Annotated in this window: 26 protein-coding genes; 18 read left to right on the forward strand and 8 right to left on the reverse strand. The window is 74.6% G+C overall.

The annotated features are described in order from the left end of the window. Nucleotides 1–19 precede the first annotated feature (19 nt). Nucleotides 20–889 (forward strand): dihydrodipicolinate synthase family protein, encoded by an 870-nt coding sequence (locus EDD39_RS15515; protein ID WP_244256745.1) that lies wholly within the window; start codon nucleotides 20–22, stop codon nucleotides 887–889. A 169-nt stretch (nucleotides 890–1,058) separates the two neighbouring features. After that, a complete protein-coding gene (locus EDD39_RS15520; RefSeq protein WP_123556529.1) occupies nucleotides 1,059–2,105 on the forward strand; it encodes an aspartate-semialdehyde dehydrogenase in 1,047 nt (348 codons plus the stop codon). A gap of 70 nt (nucleotides 2,106–2,175) precedes the next feature. Here the strand turns inward: EDD39_RS15520 and EDD39_RS15525 are convergent, their stop codons facing one another. Beyond that, on the reverse strand, nucleotides 2,176–2,970 hold the full coding sequence (locus EDD39_RS15525; protein WP_148089450.1) for a hypothetical protein: 795 nt from the start codon (nucleotides 2,968–2,970) through the stop codon (nucleotides 2,176–2,178). 355 nt (nucleotides 2,971–3,325) lie between these two features. Here EDD39_RS15525 and EDD39_RS15530 point away from each other — a divergent pair, with 355 nt between their 5' ends. From EDD39_RS15530 to EDD39_RS15545, 4 genes are all read left to right on the forward strand, one after another. After that, complete coding sequence (locus tag EDD39_RS15530; protein WP_123560469.1) at nucleotides 3,326–4,507, forward strand: NYN domain-containing protein; 1,182 nt, start codon at nucleotides 3,326–3,328, stop codon at nucleotides 4,505–4,507. A gap of 66 nt (nucleotides 4,508–4,573) precedes the next feature. Further along, entirely contained in the window at nucleotides 4,574–5,539 is a 966-nt protein-coding gene (locus EDD39_RS15535) for an ABC transporter ATP-binding protein (protein ID WP_123556533.1), read from the forward strand. Then, the gene (locus EDD39_RS15540; protein ID WP_123556535.1) at nucleotides 5,536–6,330 is read left to right on the forward strand and encodes an ABC transporter permease; all 795 of its coding nucleotides are present in this window, start codon (nucleotides 5,536–5,538) and stop codon (nucleotides 6,328–6,330) included. The genes EDD39_RS15535 and EDD39_RS15540 overlap by 4 nt, the downstream gene beginning before the upstream one ends. A 164-nt stretch (nucleotides 6,331–6,494) precedes the next feature. After that, nucleotides 6,495–7,172 carry a DUF2567 domain-containing protein gene (locus tag EDD39_RS15545; RefSeq protein ID WP_208765505.1) on the forward strand — a complete coding sequence of 226 codons (678 nt, stop codon included), beginning with the start codon at nucleotides 6,495–6,497 and terminating at the stop codon, nucleotides 7,170–7,172. A gap of 19 nt (nucleotides 7,173–7,191) precedes the next feature. Here the strand turns inward: EDD39_RS15545 and ybaK are convergent, their stop codons facing one another. From ybaK to EDD39_RS15560, 3 genes are all read right to left on the reverse strand, one after another. Next, a complete protein-coding gene (gene ybaK, locus EDD39_RS15550; protein ID WP_123556537.1) occupies nucleotides 7,192–7,683 on the reverse strand; it encodes a Cys-tRNA(Pro) deacylase in 492 nt (163 codons plus the stop codon). A 20-nt stretch (nucleotides 7,684–7,703) separates the two neighbouring features. After that, nucleotides 7,704–8,432: an LON peptidase substrate-binding domain-containing protein gene (locus EDD39_RS15555; RefSeq protein WP_123556538.1), complete on the reverse strand. Its 729-nt coding sequence runs from the start codon at nucleotides 8,430–8,432 to the stop codon at nucleotides 7,704–7,706. A gap of 74 nt (nucleotides 8,433–8,506) precedes the next feature. Further along, on the reverse strand, nucleotides 8,507–10,159 hold the full coding sequence (locus tag EDD39_RS15560; RefSeq protein ID WP_162870034.1) for an oxidoreductase: 1,653 nt from the start codon (nucleotides 10,157–10,159) through the stop codon (nucleotides 8,507–8,509). A 94-nt stretch (nucleotides 10,160–10,253) separates the two neighbouring features. Between EDD39_RS15560 and hisD the strand changes: the two genes are divergently transcribed. The 8 genes from hisD to hisF are packed head-to-tail and all read left to right on the forward strand — an operon-like array spanning nucleotide 10,254 to nucleotide 15,997. Then, nucleotides 10,254–11,561 (forward strand): histidinol dehydrogenase, encoded by a 1,308-nt coding sequence (gene hisD, locus EDD39_RS15565; protein WP_123556541.1) that lies wholly within the window; start codon nucleotides 10,254–10,256, stop codon nucleotides 11,559–11,561. Then, nucleotides 11,558–12,658 (forward strand): histidinol-phosphate transaminase, encoded by a 1,101-nt coding sequence (locus EDD39_RS15570; RefSeq protein ID WP_123556543.1) that lies wholly within the window; start codon nucleotides 11,558–11,560, stop codon nucleotides 12,656–12,658. The genes hisD and EDD39_RS15570 overlap by 4 nt, the downstream gene beginning before the upstream one ends. A 6-nt stretch (nucleotides 12,659–12,664) precedes the next feature. After that, nucleotides 12,665–13,258, forward strand: a complete 594-nt coding sequence (gene hisB, locus EDD39_RS15575) for an imidazoleglycerol-phosphate dehydratase HisB (RefSeq protein ID WP_030463810.1) — start codon at nucleotides 12,665–12,667, stop codon at nucleotides 13,256–13,258. After that, nucleotides 13,258–13,401 carry a hypothetical protein gene (locus EDD39_RS40140; RefSeq protein WP_167518075.1) on the forward strand — a complete coding sequence of 48 codons (144 nt, stop codon included), beginning with the start codon at nucleotides 13,258–13,260 and terminating at the stop codon, nucleotides 13,399–13,401. Before hisB ends, EDD39_RS40140 begins: the two co-directional genes overlap by 1 nt. Nucleotides 13,402–13,412: 11 nt before the next feature. Next, the gene (gene hisH / locus EDD39_RS15580) at nucleotides 13,413–14,048 is read left to right on the forward strand and encodes an imidazole glycerol phosphate synthase subunit HisH (RefSeq protein ID WP_123556545.1); all 636 of its coding nucleotides are present in this window, start codon (nucleotides 13,413–13,415) and stop codon (nucleotides 14,046–14,048) included. Nucleotides 14,049–14,070: 22 nt separating this feature from the next. Then, complete coding sequence (gene priA / locus EDD39_RS15585; RefSeq protein ID WP_123556547.1) at nucleotides 14,071–14,799, forward strand: bifunctional 1-(5-phosphoribosyl)-5-((5-phosphoribosylamino)methylideneamino)imidazole-4-carboxamide isomerase/phosphoribosylanthranilate isomerase PriA; 729 nt, start codon at nucleotides 14,071–14,073, stop codon at nucleotides 14,797–14,799. Further along, nucleotides 14,796–15,230 carry a RidA family protein gene (locus tag EDD39_RS15590; RefSeq protein ID WP_123556549.1) on the forward strand — a complete coding sequence of 145 codons (435 nt, stop codon included), beginning with the start codon at nucleotides 14,796–14,798 and terminating at the stop codon, nucleotides 15,228–15,230. Before priA ends, EDD39_RS15590 begins: the two co-directional genes overlap by 4 nt. Further along, nucleotides 15,227–15,997, forward strand: coding sequence for an imidazole glycerol phosphate synthase subunit HisF (hisF, locus tag EDD39_RS15595; RefSeq protein WP_123556551.1), 771 nt, complete (start codon nucleotides 15,227–15,229; stop codon nucleotides 15,995–15,997). Before EDD39_RS15590 ends, hisF begins: the two co-directional genes overlap by 4 nt. 37 nt (nucleotides 15,998–16,034) lie before the next feature. On the opposite strand, the gene EDD39_RS15600 is transcribed toward hisF, so the two are convergent. From EDD39_RS15600 to EDD39_RS15610, 3 genes are all read right to left on the reverse strand, one after another. Further along, the gene (locus EDD39_RS15600; protein ID WP_123556553.1) at nucleotides 16,035–16,796 is read right to left on the reverse strand and encodes a VOC family protein; all 762 of its coding nucleotides are present in this window, start codon (nucleotides 16,794–16,796) and stop codon (nucleotides 16,035–16,037) included. A 94-nt stretch (nucleotides 16,797–16,890) separates the two neighbouring features. Then, complete coding sequence (locus EDD39_RS15605; protein ID WP_123556556.1) at nucleotides 16,891–17,535, reverse strand: TIGR03085 family metal-binding protein; 645 nt, start codon at nucleotides 17,533–17,535, stop codon at nucleotides 16,891–16,893. A gap of 25 nt (nucleotides 17,536–17,560) precedes the next feature. Continuing rightward, nucleotides 17,561–18,070, reverse strand: coding sequence for a septum formation family protein (locus EDD39_RS15610; protein ID WP_123818792.1), 510 nt, complete (start codon nucleotides 18,068–18,070; stop codon nucleotides 17,561–17,563). A gap of 144 nt (nucleotides 18,071–18,214) precedes the next feature. Between EDD39_RS15610 and EDD39_RS15615 the strand changes: the two genes are divergently transcribed. Together EDD39_RS15615 and EDD39_RS15620 are read left to right on the forward strand one after the other, a co-directional pair. After that, entirely contained in the window at nucleotides 18,215–18,532 is a 318-nt protein-coding gene (locus EDD39_RS15615; protein WP_123556560.1) for a hypothetical protein, read from the forward strand. 74 nt (nucleotides 18,533–18,606) lie between these two features. Further along, nucleotides 18,607–20,223 (forward strand): WXG100 family type VII secretion target, encoded by a 1,617-nt coding sequence (locus EDD39_RS15620; RefSeq protein WP_148089451.1) that lies wholly within the window; start codon nucleotides 18,607–18,609, stop codon nucleotides 20,221–20,223. Between the two features lie 47 nt (nucleotides 20,224–20,270). Here the strand turns inward: EDD39_RS15620 and EDD39_RS15625 are convergent, their stop codons facing one another. Next, nucleotides 20,271–20,873 (reverse strand): hypothetical protein, encoded by a 603-nt coding sequence (locus tag EDD39_RS15625; RefSeq protein WP_123556564.1) that lies wholly within the window; start codon nucleotides 20,871–20,873, stop codon nucleotides 20,271–20,273. 226 nt (nucleotides 20,874–21,099) lie between these two features. On the opposite strand from EDD39_RS15625, the gene hisI reads away from it, so the two are divergent. Together hisI and EDD39_RS15635 are read left to right on the forward strand one after the other, a co-directional pair. After that, on the forward strand, nucleotides 21,100–21,474 hold the full coding sequence (hisI, locus tag EDD39_RS15630; protein WP_030464595.1) for a phosphoribosyl-AMP cyclohydrolase: 375 nt from the start codon (nucleotides 21,100–21,102) through the stop codon (nucleotides 21,472–21,474). A 44-nt stretch (nucleotides 21,475–21,518) separates the two neighbouring features. After that, a complete protein-coding gene (locus tag EDD39_RS15635; RefSeq protein WP_123556566.1) occupies nucleotides 21,519–23,024 on the forward strand; it encodes an anthranilate synthase component I in 1,506 nt (501 codons plus the stop codon). Nucleotides 23,025–23,180 lie beyond the last annotated feature (156 nt).

The following is a 23,180-nucleotide window of genomic DNA, read 5'->3' on the forward strand; positions in this document are numbered from 1 at the left end:
TACGAGAACCATCGGAAATGTGAACTGGACCCGCACGGTCACCGCCCGGCAGGCTTCCCGCATGGAACTGCACGGCATCCACATCCCGCTGGTCACGCCCTTCACCGCCGACGGCGCCGTCGCCCTCGACGCCCTGGAACGGCTCGCCCACGACAGCTTGGAAGCCGGCGCCGCCGGCCTGGTCGCCCTCGGCACCACCGGCGAGCCCGGCTCGCTCACCGACGCCGAACAGGACGCGGTGATCGAGGTCTGCCGCCGCGCCTGCGACGCCCACGGCGCCCCGCTCACCGTCGGCGCGGGCCACGGCGGCACCGCCCGCACCGCCGAGGCGGTCGCCGCGCTGGACGGCCGGGCCGACGCCGCCCTGGTCGCCGTCCCCGCCTTCGTCCGCCCCGGCGAGGCCGGCGTCCTCGCCCACTTCCGGGCCCTCGCCGGGGCGAGCCCGCTGCCGCTGGTGATCTACCACATCCCGTACCGCACCGGGCAGCCGCTCGGCGCCGCCACCCTGCTGGAACTGCTCGCACTGCCCGCGGTGGCCGGGACCAAGTACGCGCCCGGCGGCATCGACGAGGAGACGATCGCCCTGCTGGCCGCCGGACCGCGCGGCGTCATGGCCGGCGACGACCTGTTCCTCTCCCCGCTGCTCGCCCTCGGCGCCGACGGCGGCATCCTGGCCTCCGCCCACCTGGAGACCGCCCGCTTCGTCGCCCTGCACCGGGCCTGGCAGGACGGCGACGCCGCACTCGCCCGCAAGCTCGGCGCCGAACTCGCCGGACTCTCCCGCACCGCCTTCGCCGGGCCCAACCCGACCGCGCTCAAGGCCCTGCTGCACCGCGCCGGCCGCATCCCCACCCCCGCGGTGCGGCTGCCGCTGCTCGCGCACGCCTGAGCGACGGCCGCCCGCACGCAGGATTTCCGGCGGGGACGGGCCCGCGCAGGAGGGATTTCCGCCGCGGACGGCAAGCGTTCACGCTTTGGGACGCCCCCGCGAAAACCCGCTCTGACAAGGCATGATGGGCCGGGACAACCGGCACAACCGGTAGCAGGAGGAGAGACGGATGAGGATCGGCATCGTAGGTGCCACCGGTCAGGTCGGCGGCGTGGTCCGCGAGATCCTGGCGGAGCGCGCTGATGTACCCGGTGGACTGGGCCCGGTCGAGCAGCTGCGGCTGTTCGCCTCGGCCCGCTCGGCGGGGCGCGCCCTGCCCTGGAAGGACACCGAGGTCACCGTCGAGGACGCCGCCACGGCCGACTACAGCGGCCTGGACATCGTGATCTTCTCGGCGGGCGGCGCCACCTCCAAGGCGCTCGCCCCCAAGGTCGCCGCCGCCGGAGCCGTCGTCATCGACAACTCCTCCGCCTGGCGCCGCGACCCCGAGGTCCCGCTGGTCGTCGCCGAGGTCAACCCCGACGCGATCGCCGAGCGCCCCAAGGGCATCATCGCCAACCCGAACTGCACCACCATGGCCGCGATGCCCGTGCTGCGCCCGCTGCACGAGGAGTCCGAGCTGGTCGCCCTGGTGGTCTCCACCTACCAGGCGGTCTCCGGCTCCGGCCTGGCCGGCGTCTCCGAACTGCACGAGCAGGCCCGCAAGGTCGTCGACGGGGCCGCCGCCCTGGTCCACGACGGCGCCGCCGTCGAGTACCCGGCGCCCGGCGTCTACCAGCGCCCGATCGCCTTCAACGTCGTCCCGCTGGCCGGCTCGATCGTCGAGGACGGCAGCAACGAGACCGACGAGGAGCAGAAGCTCCGCCACGAGAGCCGCAAGATCCTCGGCATCCCCGAGCTCAAGGTCTCCGGCACCTGCGTGCGCGTCCCGGTCTTCACCGGCCACTCGCTCCAGGTCAACGCCCGCTTCGCCCGCCCGCTCAGCCCCGAGCGCGCCACCGAGCTGCTCACCGGCGCCCCCGGCGTCCAGCTCACCGACATCCCCACCCCGCTGCAGGCCGCCGGCCAGGACCCGAGCTACGTCGGCCGGATCCGCGCCGACGAGACCGCCGAGCACGGCCTGTCGCTGTTCCTCTCCAACGACAACCTGCGCAAGGGCGCGGCGCTCAACGCCGTGCAGATCGCCGAACTGGTCGCCGAGGAACTGCGCGGCTGACCCCGGCCGCACCCCGCGGCGGGCCCCCGGGACGACGACCGCCCCGGGGGCCCGCCGCGTCCGCACCGGCTCACTGGCCCGGATGCGCCCCCGGCCCGTCGACCTCCAGCGGCAGCACCTCGGACACCGCGCCCGCCGTCCACTTGTCGCCCGGCGCGTACCACTGGAACGCGCCCGGGCCGCGGGCCGGCACGTTCACCGAGAGCAGGCCGTCGGCGTCCGTGCGGGCGGTGGCCAGGGTGGTCCAGGTGTCGCTGCCCACCGGACGGAACTGCAGGTACGCGGCGGTGCCCTGCTGCGGGACCTCGGCCTTGCGGTCCCAGTCGGCCCGCTGCAACCGGGCCCGGACGGTGACCGCCCCGCCCTCCGCCACCCGGGCCGGATCGGCGGCGGCCAGGTCGAACCGGGCGGAGCGCTTCAGCGAGAACCCGGCGGCGTTCTTCGAGACGTAGCGGTCGCCGTCGGCGGCCCGGATCCGCAGGTCCACGAACCAGGTGCCGGCCTGGTCGTCGAAGAGCGCCCGCGAACCGGCCGCGACCGTCGCCTCGCCGCTGCACCGGGAGGTCGTCCCGCCCGCGGACAGCGGCACGCAGGACATCGGACCGACCTTCAGGGTCGCGTAGTTGGGACCCCACAGGCCGATCGGATCCACCGCGCGGATCCCCGAACGGTCGCTCGCCGTCACCTCGATCTCGATCGTCCGGGTCTCGTCCGGGCCCAGCTCGACCGTGCGGCCGTGGTTGACCACCACCGAGACCAGCGCGGTGTCCCCGCCGGAGACCTCCGGCGAGGTCGCCGGGACCAGGACGACGGCCACCGCCCCGACCGCAGCCACCGCGCACATCGCCACCGCACTCTTCCGCACGGTGTCCCAGTATCCAGGGTCGGCGCGTGAGGACGGCGTGAGCGAGGACGGGGAGGGCGGGGACGGCGGGAGGCCGGGGCGGGGCTCGGCGCGTGAGGGCGGCGTGAGCGAGGGGGAGATGGGCAGGGAGGCTGCGGGCTGCGGGCTGCGGGCTGCGGGCTGCGGGCTGCGGGCTGCGGGTGGCGGGCTGCGGGTGGTGGGGCTCGGTGCGTGAGGGCGGCGTGGGCGGGGCGGGGAGGCTGGGGGAAGTGGGCGGTTCGGCGGGCGAGCGGGGGGTAAAGGTGTGCCCAACGGTCTCCGGGCCGCCGGGCGGCGCCCCACCGCCGGGGGCCGGGCCGAGGAGGAGGTGCCGGAGATGGACCGCTGCGTCGTCCTGGTCGACGCGGGCTACCTGCTGGGCGCGGCCGCCAGCCTGCTCGCGGGGGAGCCCGGCCGGGCCCGGATCGCCGTCGACCACCCGGTGCTGATCGCCGCGCTGCGCGAGCGGGCCGAGGCCGAGACCGGCCTGCCGCTGCTGCGGATCTACTGGTTCGACGCGGCCGTCGACCGCCGCCCCGCCCCCGAGCACCGCCGGCTGCGGGTGCTGCCCCGGGTCACCGTCCGGCTCGGCGCGCTGACCAGGGCCGAGGGCCGCTGGGTGCAGAAGGGCGTGGACGCCGCGATGCACGCCGAACTCAGCGAGCTCGCCCGCAACCACGCCTGCGCCGACGTGGTGCTGGTCACCGGCGACGGGGACCTGCTGCCCGGCGTCGCCTCCGCGAAGGAGCACGGCGTCGCGCTGCACCTGTGGGCGCTGGAGGCCGCCGACGGGGACTTCAACCAGTCCGAGGAGCTGGTCGGCGAGGCCGACGAGCGCCGGGTGCTGGACCGGGCCTGGATCCAGCGCTGGGCCCGCCCCCGGGAGGCCGCCGCCGAGCCCGCCGTCGCCGTCGCCCCGGTCGCGGTGCTGCCCGACCCGGCCCGGCCCCGCACCGTCCCGCTGGTGCCCGCCCCCGCGCCCGCCGCCGCCGTCGCGGCCGCCCGCAGCACCCCGCTGCGGGTCATCCCCACCCCCAAGGACCTGGCCGGGCGGGCCGCCACCGGCCCGCCCGCCGGGCCCGCCGCCCCGGTCGGCCCGGTGCTGCGCTGGTCCTCCGACCGCGGCCTGGTCGACCGCGCCGACACCGCCACCGCCGCCGACGCGCTGCCCACCCTGGACCGGCTCACCACCTCCGCCCAGCGCTGGGCGGACCGCGAGGAGGACATCACCAGCGTCGGCGGCGACCCGCAGGAGGTCGGCCAGGTCTTCGCCCGCCGCTGGCTCGACCGCCTCGCCGACGCCGGGCGCCCCGCCCTGCTGTGGACCGACCACCCGCGCATCCCGCACCGCCTGGACGGCGAACTGCTGCGCTACGCCGCCCGGTTCGGCCTGCTCGCGCACAAGGAGGACCAGATCGACGAGCAGGACAGGTACGCGATCCGGGAGGGCTTCTGGAAGGAGCTCGCCGCCCGGGTCCCCGACGCCCGGCAGCCCCCGGAGGCGCTCCGGGAGGACTGACGCCCGGGGCGCGGCCCGGACCCCGCGTGTCCGGAACGCCCCTTACGGCGCGTAGAGTCTTCCGTCGTGAGCAAGGCACCTCAGGGCTGCTGCACGGTCAGCGGCCTGGTCAAGACCTACCGGACGGGCGGCACCGAGGTCAGGGCCAACGACGGCATCGACCTCGACGTCCGGCGCGGCGAGGTCTTCGGCCTGCTCGGGCCCAACGGCGCCGGCAAGTCCACCCTGGTCCGCCAGCTCACCGGACTGCTCCGCCCCGACGCCGGCACCATCGACCTGCTCGGCCACGACATCGTCCGGCACCCCGAACGGGCCGCCCGGCTGCTCGGCTACCTCGGCCAGGAGTCCACCGCCCTCGACGAGCTCACCGTCGCCCTCGCCGCCGAGACCACCGGCCGGCTGCGCGGCCTCACCCGGGCCGCCGCCCGCGCCGCGACCGCCGACGTGATCACCGAGCTCGGCCTCGAACCGCTCGCCCACCGCCCGCTCGCCAAGCTCTCCGGCGGCCAGCGCCGGCTCGCCTGCTTCGCCGCCGTCCTGGTCGGCGAACGCCCGCTGCTGGTCCTGGACGAGCCCACCACCGGCATGGACCCGGTCGCCCGCCGCGCCGTCTGGAGCGCCGTCGACCGCCGCCGGGCCGAGCACGGCACCACCGTGCTGCTGGTCACCCACAACGTCATCGAGGCCGAGACCGTCCTCGACCGGGTCGCCGTGGTCGACGCCGGCCGGGTCATCGCCTGCGACACCCCCGGCGGGCTGAAGGCCCTGGTCGACGGCCACGTCCGGCTCGACCTGGTCTGGCGCACCGACGCCCCGCTCACCGTCCCCGCCGTCGCCCACCTCGCCGAACGCGCCGAACGCACCGGCCGCCGCTGGACCCTGCGCACCACCCCCGACGAGGCCCGCGAACTGGTCGCCGCCGTCACCACCGGCCCCGCCTTCGCCGCCCTCGACGACTTCACCCTCGCCACCCCCACCCTGGAGGACGCCTACCTCCGGCTCGGCGGCCGGCCCGGAGGACTCGCCCGATGACCCTGCTCGACGCCCCCGCGGTCGCCACCGAGCCCGCGCCGCTCGCCCCCGCCGCCCGGCTGATGCCCGCGCTGGCCGCCGTATACCGGGCCCAGCTGGCCCGGGCCAAGGTCTCCCGGATCCCGCTGCTGTTCGTCGCCACCTTCCAGTCGATCGGCATCCTGGTGATGATGCGCGGCGTCGTCGACCCCGGCGACAACCCCTCCGCGCACGCCGTGGTGGCCGGCTCCGCCGTCCTGGTCGTCGCCTTCGTCGCGCTCAACCTGCTCGCCCAGTACTTCGGCCGGCTGCGCGCCACCGGCGGCCTCGACCACTACGCGACGCTGCCGGTGCCGCCCGCCTCCGTGGTGCTCGGCACCGCCGCCGCGTACGCCTCCTTCACCGTGCCCGGGGTCTTCGTCACGGCCGGGATCGGCAGCTGGATGTTCGACCTGCCGCTGGCCCGGCTGTGGATCCTGCTCGCCGTCGTCCCGCTCTCCGGCGCCGCCCTGGCCGGCCTCGGCGCGGCCCTCGGCCTGCTCGCCCCCCGTCAGGAGCTCGCCACCCTGGCCGGACAGCTCGGCATGTCCGCCGCCCTGCTGCTCGGCGTGCTGCCCGCCGCCCGGCTCCCCGAGCCCGTTCAGTGGCTGCGCGACCTGCTCCCCTCCAGCTACGGCGTCGACGCCTTCGCCCTCACCTTCGCCCCGCACCCCGACTGGGCCCGCGTCCTGCTCGACCTGGGCGTCTGCGGCGCGGTCGGCCTGGTCTCGCTCACCCTCGCCACCTGGGCGTACCGGCGCGCCGCGACCTGAGCCCCCGGGTCCGGGGCCGGGGCCGGTGGCAGCCGTCGGCGGGCGGAGATCGACACCTGCCGGGCCCGACGTGCGCGTTGTTCGGCCTGGCGGCGTGCGGCGGGTGGCAGCCGTCGACTGGCGGAGATCGACACCTCCCGGGCCCGACGTGAAACGATGGGGCCGTGACCGTACCGAACACACCTGCGGGTAGCACGCCCGGGCCGGACCCCTTCGCCCCGCCCTTCCCGCCGCAGCCGCCCGTCCGCGCGAAGCGGCCGCCGCTCGGTCCCGAACTGCGGATCGGGGCGGTCATCGTCCTCGCCGGAGCGGTCCTCGGCGTGGTGCTCGGCCTGCTCTGGCTCTGGCTCGCCCCCCGGGTCGGCTACGCCGTCCAGGACGACCACATCCTGTACCGGGACCCGGAGGGCGAGGAGCTGATCGGTGCGGTCGGCGTCTTCTCGCTGCTCGGGCTGGCCCTCGGGCTGCTCACCGCGCTCGGCGCCTTCCTGTGGACCCGGGGCCGGGGCGGCGGCATCGCCGTCGCGGTCGGCCTCGCGGTCGGCGGCCTGCTCGGCTCGGTGATCGCCTGGCAGCTCGGCACCCACCTCGGCGCCACCCCCGACCTGCGGGCGCACGCGCTCTCGGTCGGCAACGGCGGCACCTTCGACGGGCCGCTGGAGCTGACCGCGAAGGGGGCGCTGATGGTCTGGCCGATGACGGCGATGATCCTGCTGCTGGCCCTCTCCGCGACGTTCGGCAAGCGCGAGCCGGACCGCCCGCCGTACTGGGAGGCGCCGGAGCCGCTGCACCCCGGCCCGGCCCAGCCCGGCCCGGTGCAGGGACCGCCGCCGGCCGAGTAGGCGCTCCCGGCCCCCGGGCTCAGCCCTTGGCGATGGGTGCGGTGAGCGCGGCGGTGAGGCGGACCAGGTCGGCGGGCGCGAGTTCGACCTCGGTGCCGCGCTTGCCCGCGGAGACGAAGACGGTGGGGTGGGCGAGCGCGCCGGAGTCGACGACGGTGCGGAGCCTGCGGCGCTGGCCGAGCGGGGAGATGCCGCCGACCACGTAGCCGGTGGAGCGTTCGGCCGCGGCGGGGTCGGCCATCGCGGCGCGCTTGGTGCCGAGCGCGGCGGCGAGCGCCTTGAGGTCGAGCTGGCCGGAGACCGGGACGACGGCGACGGCGAGGGTGCCGTCGGTCTCGGCGAGCAGGGTCTTGAAGACCCGGTCGGGGGAGACGCCCATCGCCTCGGCGGCCTCGGCGCCGTAGGAGGCGGCGGCCGGGTCGTGGGCGTACTCGTGGACGGTGAACGGGACGCCGGCGGTGTCGAGGGCGACGGTGGCGGGGGTGCCGCCGGGGCTCTTCTTCCTGGCCAAGGGGTGCTCCTCCAGGGTCTTCAGTTGGGGCTGAACGCCTGGCGGGTGAGGTCGACGGCGGGCAGCGAGGGGAGTTTCGCCAGGACCGCGCTCTCGTGCCGGAGCAGGGCGAGTTCGCGGGTCAGGCGCTGGGCGGTGTCGGGGCAGGCGAGGAGTTCCTGCTTGTCCTTGGTGGGCAGCGAGGTGGCGGCGGCGACCAGGTAGGAGAGCACCTGCGGGTCGTCGGGGAGGTCGGGTTCGCCGCTGAGGGTGGCCTCGCGGGCCCCGGCCAGCCGCTTCTGGTAGGTGCGGAAGGCGCGTTCGACGCCGGCCGCGAGCGCGCCGGAGCCCTCGCCGGGCTCCTCGGCGAGCACCGAGACCTCGCCGACCAGGTAGGGGCCGGTGGCGTCCAGGGCGCGCAGCCGGAACCGGGTGGTGCCGGTGACGAGGAGTTCGTAGCGGCCCTCGGGCTGCTCCCGGACGGAGGCGACGTCGGCGACGCAGCCGACCGCGTGCAGGGCGTCCAGCGGGTCGCCGCCGGGGGCGCCGAGGCCGTCCAGCGGGCCGGCCGGGCCCTCGTGCTCGCGGACCGGCGCGGTCTCCCGGCCGTCCTTGATGGCGACCACGCCGAACCGCCGGGGCTCGTCCTCGGGCTGTTCGAGCAGGTCGGCGACCAGGTGGCGGTAGCGCTCCTCGAAGACGTGCAGGGGCAGCACCAGGCCCGGGTACAGAACCGTGTTCAGCGGGAAGAGCGGGAGCCGATCAGTCACGGCGGACAGCGTAGTTGGCGGCGGGCCGCCGCCGCGCCGCAGTTTGTCGCCGGACGGCGCGGCGGCGGCCGGCGTCAGCCGCGCTGGAGCAGCCTGGTGACGCCCGCGACGGCGGTGGTGGCGAGCACCCAGCCGGTCAGCACCAGGGCGGTGGCGACCCACTGGCCGGTGGGGCCCGGGTCCCAGCCGTTCTGGCCGAGGTCGATCAGCGGGAGGACCTTCCCGGCCGCGTACAGGGCGGGGTTCCACACCACGTGCTCGTCGGCCTTGATCGGGGCGGGCCGGTGCGCGGCGAAGTACGCGGTGCCCAGCGCCCAGGCCAGCACCAGCCAGGCGGCGGCCCGGCCGGGGCGGTAGCCGTAGCCGACGGCGGCGTCCTGGAGGTGGCCCCAGATCCGGCCGGGCAGCGGCAGGGTGCGCCGGCGGCGGCGCTGCTTGGCGTACAGGACGGTGCGGGCGTCCTCGTCGGCGCCGTCGCGGCGCAGGGCGGCGGCGAGCTGCTCGTACGCCTCGGGGCGGAACTCCCGGCCGGAGTCGACCCAGGCGATCCGGCGTTCCAGCGGGAAGGGCTCGGTGGGGCGGAGCGACTCGTAGCTGAAGCCGGTGAGCGAGACGTGGTGCTCGGTGGGCCAGGCGGCGGGGGCGTCGACCAGGTTGCCGATCCGGGCCCGGTTGAGGCTGACGGCGCCGGTGGGCGGGGTGTCGCAGGTGAAGCGGAGCTCGGGGGTCTGGATCCGGCTGAGCGCGAGCTCCTCGCCCTCGCCGAGGCGGAACTCGGCGTTGGTGATCAGGACGGCGTTGTCGAAGCGGCCGTCGGAGAGCCGGATCCGGCCCCAGGAGCGGAACGGGGTGTGGGTGGTGTCCCGGTAGGGGGCGGCGGCCGTGGACCCGCCGTAGCCGGAGCCGTAGACGGTGCGCGAGCCGGTCCAGTTGGCGTCCTCGGAGCCGGACAGGTAGAGGGTGTGGCCGACGGTGATCCGGGCCGCGTTGATCGCGTTCGGGTTGTCCGGTCCGGCGGCCCGCAGCGAGCCGCCGCGGAGCGAGAGCCGGCCGCCGATCCGGGCCGAGCGCAGGCTCAACTCGCCGAGCAGGTCGAGGCGTTCGGCCTCGCAGTCCTGGTTGATGGAGATCCCGTCGGCGGACACCGCCCGCCCGTACGCGTCGGGGCCGACGGCGGACTGGTTGAGCAGCAGGTCGGTGCCGATCCGGGCGTCGGTGAGCCGGACGCCGCCGGGTATCCCGCAGCGGGCGAGGTGCACGTCGCCCTCGCTGGCCAGCCGGGACGCCTCCAGCCGGGGGAGGGCGCAGGAGACGATCCGCAGGGTGCCGGCGGTGGCCTCGGAGAGCAGCAGCTTGCGGTCGAAGCGGCAGAGCTGGAACTCGACGTAGCAGCCGATCCGGCCGCCGGCCAGGGTGAACTCGCCGGTGACGCGGGCGCCGATGAGCTTGAGCGCGGCGACCTTGCCGGGCGCGGCGGCGGGCCCGTGCAGCAGCAGCCGGGCGATCGCCTCGGCGCGGACGGTGCGCTCGGGGCCCCACTCCCCGGCGGTGAACGGGTCGTCGGGGCCGTGCTCCTCGTCGCCCGGACGGGTGGTGTGCCCGGCGGGGGCGGGCAGCAGGAGGTCGGCGGGGCCGCTGCCGGCCCGCAGGTCGTACACCTCGCCGTGCCGGAAGGCCTCCCACAGGCCCCGTTCGGTGTCGCTCCAGTCGTCCGGTGCCTGCTCCACCGCGCCCCCCGATGATCTTGGTCTCGTCTCACCCTTCGTATCACGGACTGAAATGCCGGGCTGCCGGTTTTCGCCACTCCTTACACTTGGGCCTGTGATCTCTCGAATCGACCTCCGCGGCTCCTCCACGGACCCGCGCGACGTGCTGCCCCGTGCCGAGTTCGACGTCGAAGCCGCCCTGGAGAAGGTGCGGCCGATCGCCGAGGACGTGAGCCATCGCGGGGTCGCGGCGCTGATCGAGATCACCGAGCGCTTCGACGGCGTCCGGCTGGAGTCCACCCGCGTCCCGGCCGAGCAGATCGCCGAGGCGCTGGAGCAGCTGGACCCGGAGGTCCGCGCCGCGCTGGAGGAGTCGATCCGCCGCGCCCGCGCCGTCCACTCCGACCAGCGCCGGGTCGGGCACACCACGCAGGTGGTGCCCGGCGGCACCGTCACCCAGCGCTGGGTGCCGGTCGACCGGGTCGGCCTGTACGTGCCCGGCGGCCTCGCCGTGTACCCGTCCTCCGTGGTGATGAACGTGGTGCCCGCCCAGGAGGCCGGGGTGCCCGGCATCGCGGTCTCCTCGCCGCCGCAGAAGGCGTTCGGCGGCCGGGTCCACCCGGCGATCCTGGCCGCCTGCGCGCTGCTCGGCGTGGACGAGGTGTACGCGGTCGGCGGCGCCCAGGCGGTGGCGATGTTCGCGCTCGGCACCGAGGAGTGCGCGCCCGTCAACCTGGTCACCGGCCCCGGCAACATCTACGTCGCCGCCGCCAAGCGCCTGTTCGCGGGCCGGATCGGCATCGACTCGGAGGCCGGCCCGACCGAGATCATGGTCCTCGCCGACGACACCGCGGACGCCGCGGAGGTCGCCGCCGACCTGATCAGCCAGGCCGAGCACGGCCCCACCTCCGGCTCCGTGCTGGTCACCGCCTCCCCGCTGCTGGCCGACGCGGTCGAGGCCGAGCTGAAGACGCAGGTCGCCCGCACCAAGCACTCCGAGCGGGTGGCCGAGGCGCTCGGCGGCCCGCAGTCCGGGATCATCCTGGTCGACGACCTGGAGCAGGGCCTCGCGGTGGTCAACGCCTACGCCGCCGAGCACCTGGAGATCCAGACCGCCGAGCCGCACGCCGTCTCCGAGCGGGTCCGCAACGCGGGCGCGATCTTCCTCGGCCGCTACACCCCGGTTTCGCTGGGCGACTACGCGGCCGGCTCCAACCACGTGCTGCCCACCGGCGGCTGCGCCTGCCACTCCTCCGGCCTGTCCGTGCAGACCTTCCTGCGCGGCGTCCAGGTGGTCGAGTACGACCGCGAGGCGCTGGCCGGGATCGCCGCGCACGTGGTCAACCTGTCCGCGGCCGAGGACCTGCCCGGCCACGGCGATGCTGTGAAGGCCCGATTCGACTGGACGGTACCCGGCGCGTGACGAAGATCGACGACCTGCCCATCCGGGACGAGCTGCGCGGCCAGTCCCCCTACGGCGCGCCGCAGTTGGACGTGCCCGTCCAGCTCAACACCAACGAGAACCCGTACCCGCTGCCCGAGCCGCTGGTGGCCCGGATCGCCGAGCGGGTCGCCGAGGCCGCCCGCCACCTCAACCGCTACCCGGACCGGGACGCGGTCGAGCTGCGCACCGGCCTGGCGGCGTACCTCACCGACACCACCGGCTTCGCGGTGACGAAGGACCAGGTGTGGGCCGCCAACGGCTCCAACGAGGTGCTCCAGCAGCTGCTGCAGACCTTCGGCGGGCCCGGCCGCACCGCGATCGGCTTCGAGCCCTCGTACTCGATGCACGCCCTGATCGCCCGCGGCACCGGCACCGGCTGGGTCTCCGGCCCGCGCAACGAGGACTTCACCATCGACGTGGACGCGGCCCGCGCCGCGATCGCCGAGCTGCGCCCCGACGTGGTGTTCGTCTGCTCGCCGAACAACCCGACCGGCACCGCCGTCGAGGCCGACACCGTGCTCGCCCTGTACGAGGCCGCGCAGGCCGCCGGGCCGAGCATGGTGGTGGTCGACGAGGCGTACGTCGAGTTCTCGCACCGCGCCTCGCTGCTGCCGCTGCTGGAGGGCCGCCCCCACCTGGTGGTCTCGCGCACCATGTCGAAGGCGTTCGGCGCGGCCGGCCTGCGGCTGGGCTACCTGGCCGCCGACCCGGCCGTGGTGGACGCGGTGCAGCTGGTCCGGCTGCCCTACCACCTGTCGGCCGTCACCCAGGCCACCGCGCTGGCCTGCCTGGAGCACACCGGCACCCTGCTCGGCTACGTCGACCGGCTGAAGTCCGAGCGCGACCGGGTCGTCCTCGGGCTGCGCGAACTGGGCTTCGAGGTCACCGAGTCCGACGCCAACTTCATCCAGTTCGGCCGCTTCGCCGACACCCGTGCGGTGTGGCAGGCGATCCTCGACCAGGGCGTGCTGATCCGCGACAACGGCGTCCCCGGCTGGCTGCGCGTCACCGCCGGCACCCCCGCCGAGAACGACGCCTTCCTGAGCGCCGTCTCCACCGTGAGCAAGGAGCTGTAACCCCGAATGTCCCGCATCGGCCGCGTCGAACGCACCACCAAGGAGACCTCCGTCCTGGTCGAGATCGACCTCGACGGAACCGGCAAGACGGACGTCTCCACGGGCGTCGGGTTCTACGACCACATGCTCGACCAGCTCGGCCGCCACGGCCTCTTCGACCTCACCGTCAAGACCGAGGGCGACCTGCACATCGACACCCACCACACCATCGAGGACACCGCCCTCGCGCTCGGCGCCGCCTTCAAGCAGGCGCTCGGCGACAAGGTCGGCATCTACCGGTTCGGCAACTGCACCGTCCCGCTGGACGAGTCGCTCGCCCAGGTCACCGTCGACCTCTCCGGCCGCCCGTACCTGGTGCACACCGAGCCCGAGAACATCGCCCCGATGATCGGCGCGTACGACACCACGATGACCCGGCACATCCTGGAGTCCTTCGTCGCCCAGGCGCAGGTCGCCCTGCACGTGCACGTGCCCTACGGCCGCAACGCGCACCACATCGTCGAGTGCCAGTTCAAGGCGCTGGCCCGGGCGCTGCGCTACGCCTCCGAGCGCGACCCGCGCGCCGCGGGCATCCTGCCCTCCACCAAGGGCGCGCTCTGATGGCCTCGGTACTGATCTTCCTCGGCCTCTTCTTCGCGGCGGGCGTCTGGTCGTTCTGGAAGCAGGAGAAGCCCAGGAGCGTCATCCTCGTCCTCGGCTTCGCCTCGGCCATGTGCCTGGCCGCCGGCATCATGCGCTACTAGGAGACCGCGAGATGTCCAAGAACGTCGTGGTGCTGGACTACGGGTCCGGCAACCTGCGCTCCGCCCAGCGCGCCGTCGAGCGCACCGGCGCCACCGTCACCGTCACCTCGAACTTCCAGGAGGCGCTCGACGCCGACGGGCTGCTGGTGCCCGGCGTCGGCGCCTTCGAAGCCTGCATGCGCGGCCTGAAGGCCGTCCGCGGCGAGCAGGTCATCGGGCGCCGGCTGGCCGGCGGCCGCCCGGTGCTCGGCATCTGCGTCGGCATGCAGATCCTGTTCGAGAAGGGCGTCGAGCACGGCGTGGAGACCGCCGGCTGCGACGAGTGGCCCGGCACCGTCGAGCCGCTGGACGCGCCGATCGTCCCGCACATGGGCTGGAACACCGTCGACGCCCCCGCCGGCACCCGGATGTTCGCCGGGATGGACGCCGACACCCGGTTCTACTTCGTGCACTCCTACGGCGTGCGGCACTGGGTGCTGGAGACGCACTCCGAGAAGATCCGCGCCCCCAAGGTCGTCTGGGCCACCCACGGGCAGCCGTTCGTCGCCGCCGTGGAGAACGGCCCGCTGTGGGCCACCCAGTTCCACCCCGAGAAGTCCGGCGACGCCGGCGCCGCCCTGCTGACCAACTGGGTCGACACCCTCTGACGACGGAAGAGTCCTCCACACCATGACCAACCGCCTCGAACTGCTGCCCGCCGTCGACGTCCGCGACGGCCAGGCGGTCCGCCTGGTCAAGGGCGCCTCCGGCACCGAGACCTCCTTCGGCGAGCCGCTCGCCGCCGCCCTCGCCTGGCAGAGCGCCGGCGCCGAGTGGCTGCACCTGGTCGACCTGGACGCCGCCTTCGGCACCGGCAGCAACCGCGAGCTGCTCCGCGAGGTCACCGGCCGCCTCGACATCAAGGTCGAGCTGTCCGGCGGCATCCGCGACGACGAGTCGCTCGCCGCGGCCCTCGCCACCGGCTGCACCCGGGTCAACCTCGGCACCGCCGCCCTGGAGGCCCCCGAGTGGGTCGCCAAGGTCATCGCCGAGCACGGCGACCAGATCGCCGTCGGCCTCGACGTGGTCGGCACCACCCTGCGCGGCCGCGGCTGGACCCGCGACGGCGGCCAGCTCTACGACGTGCTGGCCCGCCTCGACGCCGAGGGCTGCGCCCGCTACGTGGTCACCGACGTCAACCGCGACGGCACCCTGACCGGCCCCAACCTCCAGCTGCTGCGTGACGTCTGCGCCGCCACCGACCGGCCCGTCGTCGCCTCCGGCGGCGTGTCGTCGCTCGACGACCTGCGCGCCATCGCCACCCTGGTGCCGGAGGGCGTCGAGGGCTCGATCGTGGGGAAGGCGCTCTACGAGCAGAAGTTCACCCTTGAGGAAGCCCTGGAGGCTGTGTCCCGATGACCGACGAGACCCCGACCACCGCCGCCCGCCCGTCCGAGCGGTCCCCCTACGAGGACCAGTACGGATTCTCCCGGGCGGTGGTGGCCGGGGACTTCGTCCTGGTCGCGGGCTGCACCGCCCTCGACGACAGCGACGCCGCCGCCGAGGGCGACCCGTACGAGCAGACGCTGGCCGCCTTCCGGACGGCCCTCGGCGCGCTCGACCGCTACGGACTCACCGCCGCCGACGTGGTCCGCACCCGGATGTACCTCACCCACGTCCGGGACCGCGACGAGGTCGGCCGCGCGCACAAGGAAATCTTCGACGGAGTCCGCCCGGTCACCACCATGGTGGTCGTCCAGGGCCTCACCGACTCCCGGATGATGGTCGAGGTCGAGGTCGAGGCCCACCGGCCCGGCCCGGCCCGCACTTCGGAAGGCACCCAGCCGTGACACTCGCAGTACGCGTCATCCCCTGCCTGGACGTGGACGCCGGACGCGTCGTCAAGGGCGTCAACTTCCAGAACCTGCGCGACGCCGGGGACCCGGTCGAGCTCGCCAAGCTCTACGACGCCCAGGGCGCCGACGAGTTGACCTTCCTCGACATCACCGCCTCCTCCGGCTCCCGGGAGACCACCTACGACGTGGTCCGCCGCACCGCCGAGCAGGTCTTCATCCCGCTCACCGTCGGCGGCGGCGTCCGCGCCGTCGAGGACGTCGACAAGCTGCTGCGGGCCGGCGCCGACAAGGTCGGCGTCAACACCGCCGCCATCGCCCGCCCCGAACTCGTCCGCGAGATCGCGCAGCGCTTCGGCCGCCAGGTGCTCGTCCTCTCGGTCGACGCCCGGCGCTGCCCCGAGGGCACCGAGACCGCCTCCGGCTTCGAGGTCACCACCCACGGCGGCCGCCGCGGCACCGGCCTCGACGCGATCGAGTGGGCGGTGCGCGCCGCCGAACTCGGCGCCGGCGAGATCCTGCTCAACTCGATGGACGCCGACGGCACCAAGGACGGCTACGACCTGGAGATGATCCGGGCCGCCCGCAAGGCCGTCTCCATCCCGGTCATCGCCTCCGGCGGCGCCGGCAAGCTCGCCGACTTCGCCCCCGCGGTCGACGCCGGGGCCGACGCCGTCCTCGCCGCCAGCGTCTTCCACTTCGGGGACCTGACCATCGGCCAGGTCAAGGACGAACTCCGGGTCACCGGGCACCCCGTCCGCTGACGGCCGCCGACGGCCGCTCCGGAACCCCGCGGGTGCGCTACCGGCGGGGTTCCGGCTCCAGCAGCGCGAACTGGGCGCCGAACGGGTCCGCCAGCACCGCGACCCGGCCCACCGTCGGCACCTGCTCCGGCGGCACCAGCACGCTCCCGCCCAGCCGGCGCACCTCGTCGGTGGCCAGCAGCGCGTCCGGCACCGCGAAGTGCGCCAGCCAGCCCGCGTCCACCCGCGGGTGCACGCCCGCGACCCCGCCGAAGTCCGCCCCGCCGTCCGCCGGGCGCAGCACCGTGTACCCGGCCCCCGGCACCACCGAGTCCCTGGTCCGCCAGTCGAACAGGCCCTGGTAGAACCGCAGCGACCCCGGGACGTCCGAGGTGTGCAGCTCCGCCCAGCACAGCGCGCCCGGCCCGCCCGCGGCCTCCAGCCCGGCCGTCCCGCCGGCCTGCCAGACCGCGAACCGGCCGCCCGCCGGATCCGACAGCTGCGCGAACCAGCCCTCGCCGGGCACCTCCGACGGCGGGACGCGCACCGTCCCGCCCGCGCGCCGCACCGCCGCCGCGGTGCCGTGCGCGTCCGCCGCCGCGAAGTACACCGTCCAGGCGGGCAGCGCCTCCGCCTCGGTCAGCGCGCCCACCCCCGCCACCGTCCGGCCGCCGCTGCGGAAGAACGCGTAGCCGTTCGGGCCGGCCGGGTCCAGGGTCCAGCCGAACACCGAGCCGTAGAACAGCTCGGACTCGGCGAGGTCCGGACTGCCCAGACCGAGCCAGTTCGGCGAACCGGGCCGGAAGTCGGTGCTCACCATGGCGCGCGCTCCTGAAAGTGCGAAGGACGGGGGACGGCCCGTCGGGCCACGGCCAGGCTGGCACACCGACCGGACAAAACGGACCGACGCGCCGTCAGGCCCCCGGCTCCGGCAGCGGCAGCACGTGCGCCAGCGTCTCCACCGCCTCCGGCGCGCCCTCCGCCACCACCGCGGCCCGCGCGCCCCGCCCGTACAGGAACAGCACCAGCTCGCCCGGCTCCCCGCTCACCGTCACCACCGGCGTCCCCCGCCGACGCACCGTCACCTCCCGGCCGTCCGGGTGCACCAGCCGCAGCGAGACCGGCGCCTTCGCGTCACCGAACCGGGCCACCATCGGCACCCGCTTCCACAGCGCCTCCGCCAACTCCGCCCCCACCGGCTCCGGTTCGAACGGCACCGCCCGGCGGACGTCCTCCGCGTGCACGAAGAACTCCACCAGGTTCGCCGCCCCGTCGACCCCCGGCAGGTTGAACGGCGAGAAGGCCGGCGGCCCCGACCGGAACGACTTCACCAGCCCCTCGTACCCCCGCCCCGCGGCCCTCCCCTGCACCCGCTCCGTCCACCCCGCCAGCGCCCCCACCCGGATCCCCGCCGCCGCGTCCGGCCGCCCCTCCCGCACCACCAGGTGCGCCGCCAAGTCCCGCGCCACCCACCCCTCGCACAACGTCGGCCCCTCCGGCCCCGCCGCCGCCAACAACCGACTCAACCGGGCCCGCTCACCCTGCGCAAGACTCACCATGCACCCAGCGTACGGGGCGGGAGGGCTAGTGGAGCGGGGCGGTCATCTTGCGGTCCGGCTGCTGGTTGCTGACGGTCACGGTGCAGCTGACGTCCCGGTAGCCCTGCTGGTAGTACTTGGTCAGCGGGACGATCGGGCTGTTGTTGTACAGGTCGGTGCCGTTCTTCTGCTGCTGCACCGCGTGGAACGACGGCGCGCAGAGCTCCAGCAGGGCCTTGTTGATCCCCCGGTCGTCGGCCAGGCCCTCGGGCATCACCACGTTGGCGGTGGTCTCGGCGTCGTGCGGCTGGTCGCACGGGGTGACGGTGCTGTCCTTCACCCCGCTGATCCAGGGCATCAACAGGCAGGTGCCCGGCGGGTAGAAGGGGTACGGGTAGGTCTTCGACGGGCTGGGGGTGGGGGTGGGGGGCGGGCTGGTCGTGGGGGGCGGGGGTGCGGCGGCGGGTTTCTTCGGGGCGGGCCACAGGGCGATCGCCCCGGCCGCGACGAGTGCGGCCACCAGGACCGCGAGAAAAGCCTTCTGTCGTCCGTTCATGCCAACCCCCCTGGATCCAAGGACATTCTGAGGGCACAACAGCTGTCACGTCAGTCCTTTTCGGGCATCAGTTTGCTCATCCTTTGCATGCTGATCAGTACGATGACCCGTCTGTCACAGGGATGTACGAGAAAGGCAACTGTCATGGGGGACAGCGGGTTTCAGGTCGAGCCCAGTGCGCTCGACCGGTACTCGTCACTGCTTGCCGAGCAGGCCGAGCAGCTGAGCCGGATCGCCGAGGCCACCGCCGCGATCACCATCTCCTCGGATGCCTTCGGGCACCTGCCGAACGCCCAGCACCTGGCGTCGGCGTTCCAGGAGCACGCCGGTGCCAGCCGCGAGAACGTCGGGATGCTCGGCAGTGCGGTGAACGGCAGTTCGCAGGGGCTCGCCGGGGTGTCGCGCAACTACACGGACCACGAGGAGTACGTCGTGGGCACCATGAGCGGGGGCCGGGCGTGAGCGTGACGGGCGGCAAGCACAAGGGAGGCAGCTCCGGCGGCTCGTCCGGGAGGCGGAACGACTCGCACCAGCGGGTGAGCAACCCGTCCGAGGTCGGCAACCGGCCGCGGCAGACCACCCCGGCGCCCGCGCCCGTGCCCGGCCGCAGCACCGGGACGGCGCCGCACGTGGGGGACCCGGAGCGGATCCGCCCCGGGGGGCAGCGGACCGGCGAGGCCGCGGCGGCGGGGGACGGCGGCGAGGACGGGGCGCCGGCCGACCCGCGGCAGTCCTGGTTCAGCGGCATGCTCAAGGACGCCGGGAGCAACGCCGTCAGCAGTGCGGCGGGCAGCCTCGGCGGCAAGGCCGGCGACTACCTCGGCGGCAAGCTGTTCGGGTCCGGCGAGGAGCCGGCGGGCGGCGAGGCGGGCGGGTCGGCCGGGGAGTCCGCGGGGGACGCCCCGGTGGCCACCGGGATCGCCGGGCCGGCGATCGAGGCGATCCGGCAGGCCCAGGCCGAGCAGCAGCAGGCCCGCGAGGGCGTCAGCACGCTGCCCGCCCCGGCCCCCGGGTACGGGACGGGCGGGCTCGGCGGGTACGGCGGGGCGAGCACGATGCCCGCGTACGGGTCGATGCCGGGTTACGGCGCGCCGGGCCGGCAGAGCGACGCGTACGCCTGGGCCCACGCGCAGATCGAGCGTTCCATCCAGGACCTGCCGGAGGCCGAGCACAAGTCGCGCGGCGGCCTGGGCGGGGCGCTGGACCAGGCGGTCGAGTGGGCGCTGGAGGAGTCCGGCCTGCTGGACATGCTGGAGAAGGTCACCGGCAACCTGGCGGAGCTGAACGCGGCCACCATGGAGTGGCAGGCCCAGGCGGGCGCGGTGCGCTCGGTGGCGGCGGAGCTGCGGTCGGGCGTGGCGCCGGTGGCGCAGAGCTGGCAGGGGTCGGCGAGCGACGCCTTCGGCGGCCACATGGGCAACGTGGCGGACGCGCTCGACCAGACCGCCGAGGAGATGATGCAGACCGCGCAGATCATCAACTCGGCGGCGCAGGAGTGCGCGATGGCCGAGGGCCTGGTGATCGAGATCATCACCGAGGCGATCGAGGCGCTGATCGCCTCGCTGGCCGCGGAGGCGGTGCTCTCGCTGGTCACCTTCGGCGCGGCCGCGGTGGTCGGCGCGCTGATCGACGAGGCCGAGATCGGCGTCTTCGTCGGCCGGGTGGCGCAGGTCTCCACCAAGTTGGCGAAGGCCCTGGAGGAGCTGCTGAAGGCGCTCCAGGAGATGGGCAAGGCGGTCAAGGCGACCCGGAAGCTCGGTGACGTCGCCAAGGTCATGGAGAAGATGAAGAAGGTCGAGACGGCCTTCAACGACGTCCGGAAGCTGGAGGAGGGCACCAGCAAGGCCGCCAAGATCGCCCAGAAGATCGACCAGAAGGTCACCGAGAAGGCCGGGGACTGGGCCCAGGACAAGATCAAGGAGGGGCTGGGCATCGACGAGGACGACCGCTCGGGCGTCCAGATCGGCGACGGCACCCTCAAGGGCGACCTCAAGGCGGCCGGGAAGTCGGCGCTGGGCGTCGCCAAGGAGGGCCTGAAGGGCGACGTCAACAAGAACGCCGTCGAGCAGGAACTGCTGAACGACATCGGCCTGGACCAGGAGCCGACGCCCTACCGGGTGGACCGCTCGCGGATCCAGACCGCGTTCGGCTGACCGGCCCGGCAGCGCCCCGCCCGTCGCCGACGGGCGGGGCGCGACGGTCAGCGCCCCGCCGCCGCGGCGCGGAACGCCTGCAGGTCGCTCTCGCCGTCGAAGGCCAGCGCCAGCCAGGAGCCGTCCGCGAACAGCAGGTCCTGCCGCTGGGCCCACACGTCGTTCGGGGTGTCCGGACGCAGCCACCAGCCGCCGGCGGGCAGTTCGAGCAGTGGGGTGGCCCGGTAGTGGTCGTCGGCCTGGCGGGCGGTCCAGCGGCTGAGCACCAGCAGCCGTCGGTCGGTGAGCAGCAGGGTGAACAGGTCGTGGTCGGCCTTCAGCTTCTCGCCCGCGGTGGTGCGCACCGCCCGCCAGAACAGCCGGGCGGTGGAGCCCTCGGGGGCGTGCCAGGAGCCGCCGTGCAGCGGGCGGCGCAGCGCCCGGTAGGCGCGCCGGGTCAGCGAGAGGCCGTAGGGGCGGCGGCCGTAGGCGCTCGGTCCGAAGATGTCGACGAACCAGCGCGGCAGGAAGTACAGCCACAGTCCGCGCCAGACGGATTTGCAGAAGTTCATCGCCCGGACGAGAGGAGCGAAACCGGCGGCGCGCACGGTGTCGCGGTCCCACCAGAGCGGCAGCAGGCGGTCCAGTTCGACCGCCCAGGTGCCGATCATCGGCTCGCCCGGATACAGGTGCTCACCTGCGGTTCGCTGGAGCCGGTAATCCCCGTAAGCGACCGCCGGAAGCGGTTGCTGGTGATAGGCGCTCATTCGACAAATCCCCCATTTCCCAATGCGGTTCGGTTTTCCGCGGGGAGCAGGCTACCCGGTGGGGGAAACCATTCCGACCGCACCCGGCAAGGAGGTCCGGCAGCCTGTTCGGGCCTGCCAGAATGGGGGCATGTCGACCACTCCCGCCGCCCCCGGCAGCACCGCCCTGGACCCGGCGATCGCCGCCCGCCTCAAGCGCACCCCGGACGGCCTGCTGCCCGCCGTCGCCCAGCAGTACGACACCGGCGAGGTGCTGATGCTCGGCTGGATGGACGACGAGGCGCTGCACCGCACCCTGACCACCGGCCGCTGCACGTACTGGAGCCGCAGCCGCAGCGAGTACTGGGTGAAGGGCGACACCTCGGGCCACGTCCAGCACGTCAAGCAGGTCGCGCTGGACTGCGACGGCGACACCCTGCTGGTCAAGGTCGACCAGGTCGGCGCGGCCTGCCACACCGGCGACCGGACCTGCTTCGACGCCGACGTGCTGCCGCTCGCCCAGTAGCCTGTCCCCCGACCAGCCCGCCCCTCCCAGCCGATCGGTGTCCCATGGAACTTGAGGCTTTCCGCACGCTCGCCGCCGACACCCGGGTCATCCCGGTCACCCGCAGGCTCCTGGCGGACGGCCTCACCCCGATCGGCGTGTACCGCAGCCTCGCCGCCGAGCGCCCCGGCACCTTCCTGCTGGAGTCCGCCGAGCAGGGCCGCAGCTGGGCCCGGTACTCCTTCGTCGGAGTGCGCTCCGGCGCCGTCCTGACCGTCGGCGAGGACGGCGGCGCCCGCTGGCTCGGCGAACCCCCGGTCGGCATCCCCACCGGCGGCGACCCGCTGGAGGTGCTGCGCGCCACCCTGGCCGCCCTGCACACCCCCCGGCACCCGGACGACGGCCTGCCGCCGCTCACCGGCGGCCTGGTCGGCTACCTCGGCTACGACGTGGTGCGCCGCTTGGAGAAGCTCCCGGATCTCACCCCCGACGACCTGAAGCTCCCCGAGCTGACCCTGCTGCTCGCCACCGACCTGGCCGTCCTCGACCACGCCGACGGCACCGTGCTGCTGATCGCCAACGCGGTCAACCACAACGACCTGGCCACCGGCGTCGACGAGGCGCACGCGGACGCCGTCGCCCGCCTCGACGCGATGGAGGCCGACCTGCGCCGCCCCGTCGACCCCGGCCTCGCCACCTACACCCCGACCGCGGTCGACGCGCACTCGCCGTTCGGCGGCGAGCCGTACCGCAAGGCCGTCGACGTGGTGAAGGAGCGGATCCGGGCGGGCGAGGCCTTCCAGGTCGTCCCCTCGCAGCGCTTCGAGGCGCCCTGCCCGGCCTCCGCGCTCGACGTCTACCGCGTCCTGCGCACCACCAACCCCAGCCCGTACATGTACCTGTTCCGCTTCCCCGGGCCGGACGGCGGCGCCGAGGGCGGCTTCGACGTGGTCGGCTCCAGCCCGGAGGCGCTGGTCAAGGTGGCCGGCGGCGAGGCGATGCTGCACCCGATCGCCGGCACCCGGCACCGCGGCGCCACCCCGCACGAGGACGCCGAGCTGGCCGCCGAACTGCTCGCCGACCCCAAGGAGCGGGCCGAGCACCTGATGCTGGTCGACCTGGGCCGCAACGACCTGGGCCGGGTCTGCGCGCCGGGCTCGGTCGAGGTGGTGGAGTTCATGACCGTCGAGCGCTACAGCCACGTCATGCACATCGTCTCCACCGTCACCGGCAAGGTCGCCGCGGGCCGCAGCGCGTTCGACGTGCTCACCGCCTGCTTCCCGGCCGGCACCCTCTCCGGCGCGCCCAAGCCGCGCGCCATGCAGATCATCGAGGAGCTCGAACCCACCCGCCGCGGCCTGTACGGCGGCTGCGTCGGCTACCTGGACTTCGCGGGGGACTCCGACACGGCGATCGCCATCCGGACGGCGGTGATCCGCGACGAGACCGCGTACGTCCAGGCGGGCGCGGGCGTGGTCGCCGACTCCGACCCGCACGCGGAGGACACCGAGTGCCGCAACAAGGCGGCCGCGGTCCTGCGCGCCGTCGCCACGGCCAACACCCTCCGCTGAGCCGGGGCCCCGGCCACCGCCCCTCGTTCCCGGCCCCGGGCCCCGAGCCCCGGGCCCCTGGCCTTCCGCCTCGGGCCCCGGCCCCGCATCCCCGCATCCCCGGCTCCCTTGGCCTCCGGCCCCCTGGCTCTTGGCCTCCCGCCTCCGGCCTTCGGT

Source organism: Kitasatospora cineracea, from assembly GCF_003751605.1.
GTDB lineage: Bacteria > Actinomycetota > Actinomycetes > Streptomycetales > Streptomycetaceae > Kitasatospora > Kitasatospora cineracea.